This window comes from Lyngbya sp. CCY1209 (assembly GCF_035615495.1).
Lineage (GTDB): Bacteria > Cyanobacteriota > Cyanobacteriia > Cyanobacteriales > Microcoleaceae > Limnospira.
The window spans coordinates 1-8,513 of the sequence record NZ_JAJENU010000651.1; the positions used below are offsets into that span (position 1 = coordinate 1).

Genomic DNA, 8,513 nt, shown 5'->3' on the forward strand with positions numbered 1-8,513 from the left:
CTGTTGGAACGTCTACGCTCAGTTTTGCTTCTACGCTGCTGGTTGGTGCGCTCCCGAATCCCGGTCAAGTCTTCCAGCGCAATGGCTTGATTCGCTGAATATGCAGAGTCAACAATCCGTCTACTAATGTTGTGGTTTACCCATGTCTGATAACGCTTGAAATCTTGGGAATACAAAGCCATCACCGGTTTGCCCCCGGATGGGGTTTGGGCGTAGACGGTGGGGTGACCGGTGGGGGCGTTCATATTGCAGTAAAAATTTGTGCCGGCAACGCCCGGTTTGGGAGCGATCGCGACCCAGGCTAAACCGACCGCGATCGCCGTAAAGAGTTGTGTCGTCCGGTTAATTTTCATGGTTAAACCTGCGAAATTTATCTCGATCGTAGGTCAGAATTTTTGGAAACGTCAACGAAAGATACAAATATTAAATTTTCGATTTTTTTTTACAATTCTGCGACTTTATCAATAATTTTTAACTAACAAATGTAACGAAAAGAGGACGCCGATTCGGGATGGCGACCGCCACGGTATATCGGGCGGTGCGCGGAGTTTGAACAAATGTTGCGAATGAAGATTTTTTGAGTGGCAGGCAACGGGCGATCGGAAAAAAAAGCGTCTCTGGATCATTCCGACGATTTGATCCCTTCTTTGGATATCGAGTTGATTTGAGCGATCGCTCTCGCAGAAGTCGAAACCAATGAGAGATTCGAGGGGGGAAATTGACCGATAATTTTTATCAGAAAAACCGCCCCAAATCCGAGGCGCGATCGCAGATTATAAGTCCCGGTGGGTGAACGGTTTCGCATCCTTTCCGGCGTAGGTGGCGACGATGTGTCCGTCTCCGACGAGTTGATATTTGTATGTCACCAACCCTTCCAAACCGACGGGTCCCCGGGGCGGCATTTTCTGGGTGCTGATGCCCACTTCCGCCCCGAAACCGTAGCGGAAACCATCGGCGAAGCGGGTGGAACAATTGTGAAATACCCCCGCTGCATCGACGAGATCCATAAAGGTTTGGGCGGCTTCGGGGTCTTCCGTGGCGATCGCGTCCGTGTGGCCGGAACCGTGGGTATTGATGTGGGCGATCGCGGCTGACAAACTTTCGACGATTTTAATGGATAAAATCAGATCGGTGTATTCCGTCTCCCAATCCTCCGCCGTCGCTTCTTTCATGGAAACGATTTCCCGGGTCTTTTCATCCCCCCGCAACTCTACGCCTTTTTCCTGAAATTTTGCCGCAACTATAGGTAAAAATTTTGCTGCAATTTCTTCATGAATCAAGAGGGTTTCAATGGCATTGCAGGCGGCGGGATATTGGATTTTTGAGTCGATCGCCACCTTCACGGCTTTTTCGATATCGGCACTTTTATCGACGTATAAATGGCAGATGCCGTCCGCGTGCCCCAACACCGGAATTCGGGTGTTATCCTGCACGAACCGGACGAAAGAATTCGAGCCCCGGGGGATGATCAAATCCACATATTCATCCAACCGCAATAACTCGATAATTTCTTCCCGCGTCGTCAACAACTGCACCGCGTCCGGGTTCACCGCCGTCTGTGCGAGTCCGGCCCGAATGGCTTTCACCAATTCCCGACAGGAATTCGTCGCCTCTTTTCCCCCTTTGAGAATCACACCATTTCCGGATTTTATCGCCAGGGCCGAAATCTGGATCACCGCGTCGGGACGGGCCTCGAATACCACCCCCAACACCCCCAGCGGACAACTCACCCGCCGCAAAATTAACCCTTCGTCCAACTCCCGGCGAATTTGGGTGGCCCCCACCGGGTCGGGGAGTTTCCCCACGTCCCGCAGTCCCGCGATCGCCCCCTTCAGTTTGGTTTCGTCCATCTTCAGGCGGTTGTAGAGGGGTTTGGCGATGCCGTCCGCTTCCGCCTGCCGGCAGTCCTCCCGGTTGGCGGCGACGATTTCCGGGGCGGCGACTTCCAGCGAACGGGCGATCGCTTCGATGGCCTGGTTTTTCGCTTCTGCCGACAAGACGGCCAACTTGCGGGCGGCGGACCGGGTTTTTTGGGCGGTTTCGATGAGCATGGCGAATCTGTGGACAGTTTGGGCAGTATATTATTATATCGTCTCACTTCCCCAATTTCCAGACCTTGAATTTTATGGCAGTCGCCCGGACGGTTCGGACATTTGAAAATCCTGAAATCTCAGAATCGGGGATGGTTGATCTTTGCCGATCGCCATCCGAAAGGTTGACAAATGGAAGGGGTTGATTCCGGCATCGAATGTTGAAGATCGGATGTTTTTTGGAAGCTGACACGATGGATATCAAAATCATTGGAGGAGTTCATTTTGACTCGAAGACGAACAAAAGGATGGGCGATCGCTGCAATTTTTGCCGGAATTTTAATCGTTATCGTCGCCCTGGCTAACGTCGGGCTATCTCGGCTCGATCGCCAAGTTCAGACCTATCTCGAATCGGTGGTTGCCGACACCCTCGGCGTACCCGTCGAAATTCAATCTTTGAGTTTGAACGAATTCGACGGCGGCCTGGAGATCGACAATCTGACCCTGCAAAATCCCCCCGGATTCGCCACGCCCTATTTGATGAAAATTGACCGCCTCGATTTGCAACTGCGGCCGCGCACCTTATTTTCCGATATCGTAGAAATCGATAATTTTTCCGTCGATACCGTCCATATCAATATCGAACAAAATTTGACGGGCAACAATATTTTAAAAGTCGTCGATCGCCTGAATTCGGAGGAAAATTCGGGGGGGTCGGGGGGCGAGATCGGCGGGTCGGAAACGGCCGAAACCGGAAAGAAGCTCCGACTCAACTTTCGGGCGATCGCGGTGCGGGATACCCGGGTCAATCTGGTTGTATCTTCATTTGGATTGACCGCCGACCCCATCCATTTTAAACTACCAAACTTGCAACTGACCGACGTTTCCTCCGACGAACTCCAGGCGGTGCTGACGGAGGAATTGATCGCCGAGTTCGTCCGCGGCTTATTTGAGAGTGTCGTCAGGGATGGCGGGGAAAAAATACCCGATCTGTTGGAAGATGCGATCGCGCCCCAGTTAAATTAATCATTTTTTTAGGATGTTGCGATCGCCAATCCGTGGTAAAATTGCGACGTGGTTTGTAACCGGAAGATCGGCCATGTCTGCTATCCCCGTCCTGTATATCCGTCGCGCCCGCATCCTGACACCGGAGGGCGAGTTCCTGTTGGGAGACGTGAAAATCGGGGGTGGAAAAATCCTCGAAGTCGGGCCGGAACTGGCCGCGGCGGGGGAGTCGGAAACGGACATCGACGGGGAGGGGTTGACGTTATTACCGGGCGTCATCGATCCCCAGGTGCACTTCCGAGAACCGGGACTCGAATACAAAGAGGATTTGTCCACGGCTTCCCGCGCCTGCGCCCGGGGGGGCGTGACCTCGTTTTTGGAGATGCCGAATACCAAGCCTTTAACGAATACTCAAGAAGCCCTGACGGATAAATTGGAGCGGGCATCTCGTAAATCCTTAGTCAATTACGGCTTTTTTATCGGGGCGACCCCCGAGAACCAGCTCGATTTGATCGAGGCGAATCCGACGCCCGGAATCAAAATTTTTATGGGGTCGATGCGGGGTCCGCTGTTGGTGGATCGGGAAGAGATCATCGAGCCGATTTTCGCCCGGGGCGATCGCCTGATCGCGGTGCACGCCGAAAACCAGGCCCGGATCGAGCAACGCCGGAAAGAATTCGCCGGACGGACTGACGTGGCGGTACACTCCCAAATTCAGGACGAACGGGCCGCTTTGGAGGCGACCCAACTGGCTTTGAAGCTCTCTAAAAAATATCGGCGGCGGCTGCACATTTTGCATCTATCTACGGGCATAGAAGCGGAACTGTTGCGGGAGGACAAACCCGAGTGGGTGACGGCGGAGGTGACGCCGCAACATTTGTTATTGAATATCGCCGCCTACGAGAAAATTGGCGCCAAAGCCCAGATGAATCCGCCGCTGCGATCGCCCGAAAATAATGATATTCTTTGGAAAGCATTGTTGGATGGTGTCATCGACTTTATCGCCACGGATCACGCCCCCCACACCCTGGAAGAAAAGGCCAAAACCTACCCCGACACCCCCTCGGGGATGCCAGGAGTCGAGACATCTTTACCTCTGATGCTCACCCAGGCGAAGGCGGGGCGGTGCAGCGTGCCGCAGGTCGCCAACTGGATGTCAACGGCGGTGGCGAAAGGGTATCAAATCCCCAACAAAGGTGTCATCGCCCCCGGTTACGACGCCGACCTGATCTTGGTGGATCTGGAGAATTACCGGCCGGTATTGGCCTCCGAATTGCAGACGAAATGCGGTTGGAGTCCCTTCGAGGGGTGGAACCTGACCGGGTGGCCCGCCGTGACCATCGTGGGGGGCCAAATCGCCTACGATCGCGGCCAATTCAACACCGAGGTTCGCGGAAAGGCCCTCAGCTTCGGAAATGTTTAGAATATTTAAGGACACCGAGACGATCGGCGATCGCACCCCCGATAATAAAAAGTGAGCCGAGCGATCCCGTGCGTTCCACCCAGTCAGGATGCGGGGTCAGTTGGTTTCGGACTCGGACCCGGGCAGTTTTGGATCGGGAACGTGCGAATCTACAAGATCTGATGCCGACCCTCGGACGAGAGAGCGCCGGGAAGCCGTCAACCCTGTCGGGGCGATCGCTCTCCGGTGAAAGATCCCCTTGACTCTCGCCGTGCCGACCGATCGCGTTTTCTCGCCAGACCTGCAGGTATTTCCAAGCCTCAAATATTGGATGCTGCGATGCCCGACGGCGGTGAAGACGAGTCAAATTTCTGTCTGAGGGTGAATGGGAACCCGACGCGATCGCCCAATAAAGTCGGGAAAACAATCCATCAATAATTGTCAATTATCAATTGTCAATTATCAATTATCGAGACATCAAAACCCGAAATTTGACGACAATCAAGCGTATGCCACACTCCAAACTCAGCAACGATCCGCTTTGGTTCAAAGACGCCATCATCTACGAAGTCCCCGTCCGGGCCTACTCCGACAGCAACGGCGACGGCATCGGCGACTTCGCCGGACTCACCGAAAAATTGGACTACCTCCGAGATCTCGGCGTCACCGCCATTTGGATTCTGCCCTTTTTCCCCTCCCCTCTGCGGGATGACGGCTACGACATCTCTGACTACCGCGACGTCAACCCCATCTACGGCAATTTAGACGATTTTAAAACCTTCCTCGACGCCGCCCACGATCGCGGCATCCGCGTGATCATCGAGCTCGTCGTCAACCACACCTCCGACCAACACCCCTGGTTTCAGCGGGCGCGGCGTCTGCCCAAAGGCAGCAAAGAGCGGGAATTTTACGTTTGGAGCGACACGCCGGACAAATACCCCGAAGTGCGGATCATCTTCCAGGACTTTGAAACCTCCAACTGGGCCTGGGACCCCGTAGCCAAAGCCTACTACTGGCACCGCTTTTACTCCCACCAACCCGACCTCAATTATGAGAGTCCCGAACTGCAACAGGCCGTTTTGGACCTGGCGGACTTTTGGCTGGGGATGGGGGTGGACGGGATGCGGTTGGATGCCGTGCCCTACCTGTGCGTCCGGGAGGGGACCAACTGCGAGAACCTGCCGGAAACCCACGCCTTTTTGAAACGGTTGCGGGCCCACATCGACAGCAAATATGCCAACCGGATGCTGCTGGCCGAGGCGAATCAGTGGCCCGAAGATGCCGCCGCCTACTACGGCGAGGGGGACGAGTGCCAGATGAACTTCCACTTCCCCCTGATGCCGCGGCTGTTCATGGCCCTGCGGATGGAGGACAGTTTCCCGATCATCGACATCCTCAAGCAGACCCCCGCCATCCCCGGCAACTGCCAGTGGGCGCTGTTTCTCCGCAACCACGACGAGTTGACCCTGGAAATGGTCACGGACGAGGACCGGGATTATATGTATCGGGTGTACGCCCAAGATACCCAGGCGCGGCTGAATTTGGGCATCCGCCGCCGCCTCGCGCCGCTGCTGGGGAACGATCGCCGCCAGATCGAGTTGATGAACAGCCTGCTGCTGTCCCTGCCGGGGACACCCGTCTTATATTATGGGGACGAAATCGGCATGGGGGATAACATCTACATCGGCGATCGCAACGGGGTGCGGACGCCCATGCAGTGGAGCCCGGACCGCAACGCTGGATTCAGCCGCGCCAACCCCCAAAAGCTCTACCAGCCGGTGATTCTGGATTCGGAATACCACTACGAGGCCATCAACGTCGAGGCCCAGAGCGCCAACCCCAACTCCCTGTTATCGTGGATGAAGCGCCTGATCGCCATCCGCAAGCGCTTCCAGGCCTTCGGGCGGGGTACCTTTGAACTCCTGCACCCGGAAAACCGCAAGGTGTTCGCTTTCGTCCGCACCTACGCGGGGGAACATATCCTCGTCGTCGCCAACCTATCCCGGTTCGTGCAGGGGGTGGATCTGGATCTGACACCCTTTCAGGGCATGGTCCCGGTGGAAATTTTCGGGCGGAATCAGTTCCCCAAAATTGGCGAATCCTCCTATTTTCTCAGCGTGGCGCCCTACGGGTTCTATTGGTTCATCCTCCAGTTCGACCCCACCCAAAGCCTGCTGCCACGCCCCCGCCACGAACTCCCCGCCCTGGAAGTGGCCGGAAACTGGCACCAGATTTTCACCCAGACCGACACCCGGGAGCGGTTGGAGTCTTTGTTTCCAGAATACCTGCATCGCTCTCCGTGGTTCGCGGGCAAGTCCCGGATCATGCAGTCCGTCACCATCGCCGAGTCGATCCGGATTCCCTTACTCGACCGGGAGACGGCGATCGTGCTGTTGAATGTGGAGTATACCGAAGGGTTTCCGGAAACCTATGTCGCTTTGTTGGCCTACGCCGAAGACGAACTGGCCCGACAAATTAATACTCAACTTCCGAGTGCGGTTTTGGCGTCGGTGAATGTCGATGGCGAGGAGGGGGTTTTATTTGAAGCCAGCGCCGACCAGGAATTTTTGACCCTGCCGTTGGATATGATCCGGAATCGGCGGCAGTATAGCGGACAGCACGGCAGTCTGACGGCGATCGCAACCGATGCGATCGGCAATCTGGACATGAGCGCCGAACAGCTCAACCCCCAACTGATGCGGGAGGCGGCTAAAAATGCCCTGGTGGTGTACGGCGATCGCCTGATTTTTAAGCTATTTCGCCGGGTGGAAGCGGGCATCAACCCCGAGCTGGAAATCCGCAACTTTTTGGGACACAAACGGCAGTTGGAACACATCGCCCCCGTCATGGGCGGGTTGGAGTATAAATCCCGCCGGGGAGAGTCCATGACGTTGGGGGTGCTCCAAATTTACGTCCCCGACGCCATCAAAGCCTGGAATTACACCTTGGACAGTTTGCGGGACTTTTTTGATCGCGTCAACTTGCAGACCGGGGAAACGGAGGTCGCCGTCCCGGAAGAGTCGCCGCTGACGCTGCGGAATCAAGAAATACCCGAAGAAGTGGCGATCGCGATCGGGTCCTACCTCAGCAACGCCCAACTGTTGGGGCAACGCACGGCGGAACTGCACCTCGCCCTATCGAGCGACACCGACGACCCGAATTTCGCCCCCGAACCGTTTTCGTTGTTTTATCGGCGATCAATCTACCAATATTCTCGCAATCTCACCGGACAGGTGATGCTGCGGTTGCGGAAGAAACTCGAAAACCTGCCCCCCGACACCCAAAACCTCGCCAAGCAGGTTCTCAGCCACCAGGACTACATCCTGGGACGCTTCCAAATGCTGCTGGATCTGAAAATTACCGGTATGCGAACCCGCTGCCACGGGGATTACTCCCTCGAAGAAATTCTCTACACTGGGAAGGACTTCTGGGTGCTCGACTTCGAGGGGGAAACCTACCGCACCCTCAGCGAACGGCGGATGAAGCGATCGCCCCTGCGGGACGTGGCGGCGATGTTGCAGTCCTTCGACTACGCCACCCGTCTGGCCCTGCGAAATGAGGTGGAAAACGGCATGATCCGACCGGAAAATCTGCCCCAAATGAAGGACTGGAGCCGGATTTGGTATCACTGGGTCGCCTCCCGCTTTTTGGGATCTTATCTGGAAGTCGCCTCCCAGGACGGCTTCTTGCCCCGCAGTCACCAGGAGTTGCAGGTCCTCCTCGACAGCTACCTGTTGGAGCGGATCATCCAAAGTGTGGACTTCCACCACCATACCCGCCAGGAGTTCATCGATATCCCGTTACAACAACTGTTGGAATTGGTTTGAGTTGTTGACCCCTCTGGCCCTCTCCCCCAACCCTTCTCCCAACTTTGGGAGAGGGGAGTCCAATCCAAATGGACAGGAGTTTCACCACTCCAGACACTCCAGGACAGGGAGGGTTGATTTAAAAAAAATTGGGCTCGAAAAAAAATTCGCCGAAGGGTTGACAGGGTGGCGACCATTCCGATAAGATATTGACATCATGCTCCATAATGGGAGTGGTTGCCAAAATAAAAAAATCGCGAATATTCCCAT

4 protein-coding genes and 1 pseudogene are annotated in these 8,513 nt (G+C 55.4%); 3 read left to right on the forward strand and 2 right to left on the reverse strand.

Annotated features, from left to right (window positions below; translation table 11 throughout):
* Window positions 1-353: pseudogene (locus LKE08_RS26695) on the reverse strand (hypothetical protein); the annotation flags it as partial.
* 420 nt (window positions 354-773) lie between these two features.
* On the reverse strand, window positions 774-2,051 hold the full coding sequence (locus tag LKE08_RS26700) for a glutamate-5-semialdehyde dehydrogenase (protein WP_324707335.1): 1,278 nt from the start codon (window positions 2,049-2,051) through the stop codon (window positions 774-776).
* A 264-nt stretch (window positions 2,052-2,315) separates the two neighbouring features.
* Here LKE08_RS26700 and LKE08_RS26705 point away from each other — a divergent pair, with 264 nt between their 5' ends.
* From LKE08_RS26705 to treS, 3 genes are all read left to right on the forward strand, one after another.
* Complete coding sequence (locus LKE08_RS26705) at window positions 2,316-3,056, forward strand: AsmA family protein (RefSeq protein WP_324707336.1); 741 nt, start codon at window positions 2,316-2,318, stop codon at window positions 3,054-3,056.
* A gap of 73 nt (window positions 3,057-3,129) precedes the next feature.
* Complete coding sequence (locus tag LKE08_RS26710) at window positions 3,130-4,458, forward strand: dihydroorotase (protein ID WP_324707337.1); 1,329 nt, start codon at window positions 3,130-3,132, stop codon at window positions 4,456-4,458.
* Window positions 4,459-4,946: 488 nt separating this feature from the next.
* Entirely contained in the window at window positions 4,947-8,264 is a 3,318-nt protein-coding gene (gene treS, locus LKE08_RS26715; protein ID WP_324707338.1) for a maltose alpha-D-glucosyltransferase, read from the forward strand.
* The last annotated feature ends 249 nt before the right edge of the window (window positions 8,265-8,513 follow it).

Excerpts from the sequence above, each read along its gene's own strand:
- LKE08_RS26700 (WP_324707335.1), bottom strand. The coding sequence starts at position 2,051 with ATGCTCATCGAAACCGCCCAAAAAACCCGGTCCGCCGCCCGCAAGTTG.
- LKE08_RS26710 (WP_324707337.1), top strand. The coding sequence starts at position 3,130 with ATGTCTGCTATCCCCGTCCTGTATATCCGTCGCGCCCGCATCCTGACA.
- treS (WP_324707338.1), top strand. The coding sequence starts at position 4,947 with ATGCCACACTCCAAACTCAGCAACGATCCGCTTTGGTTCAAAGACGCC.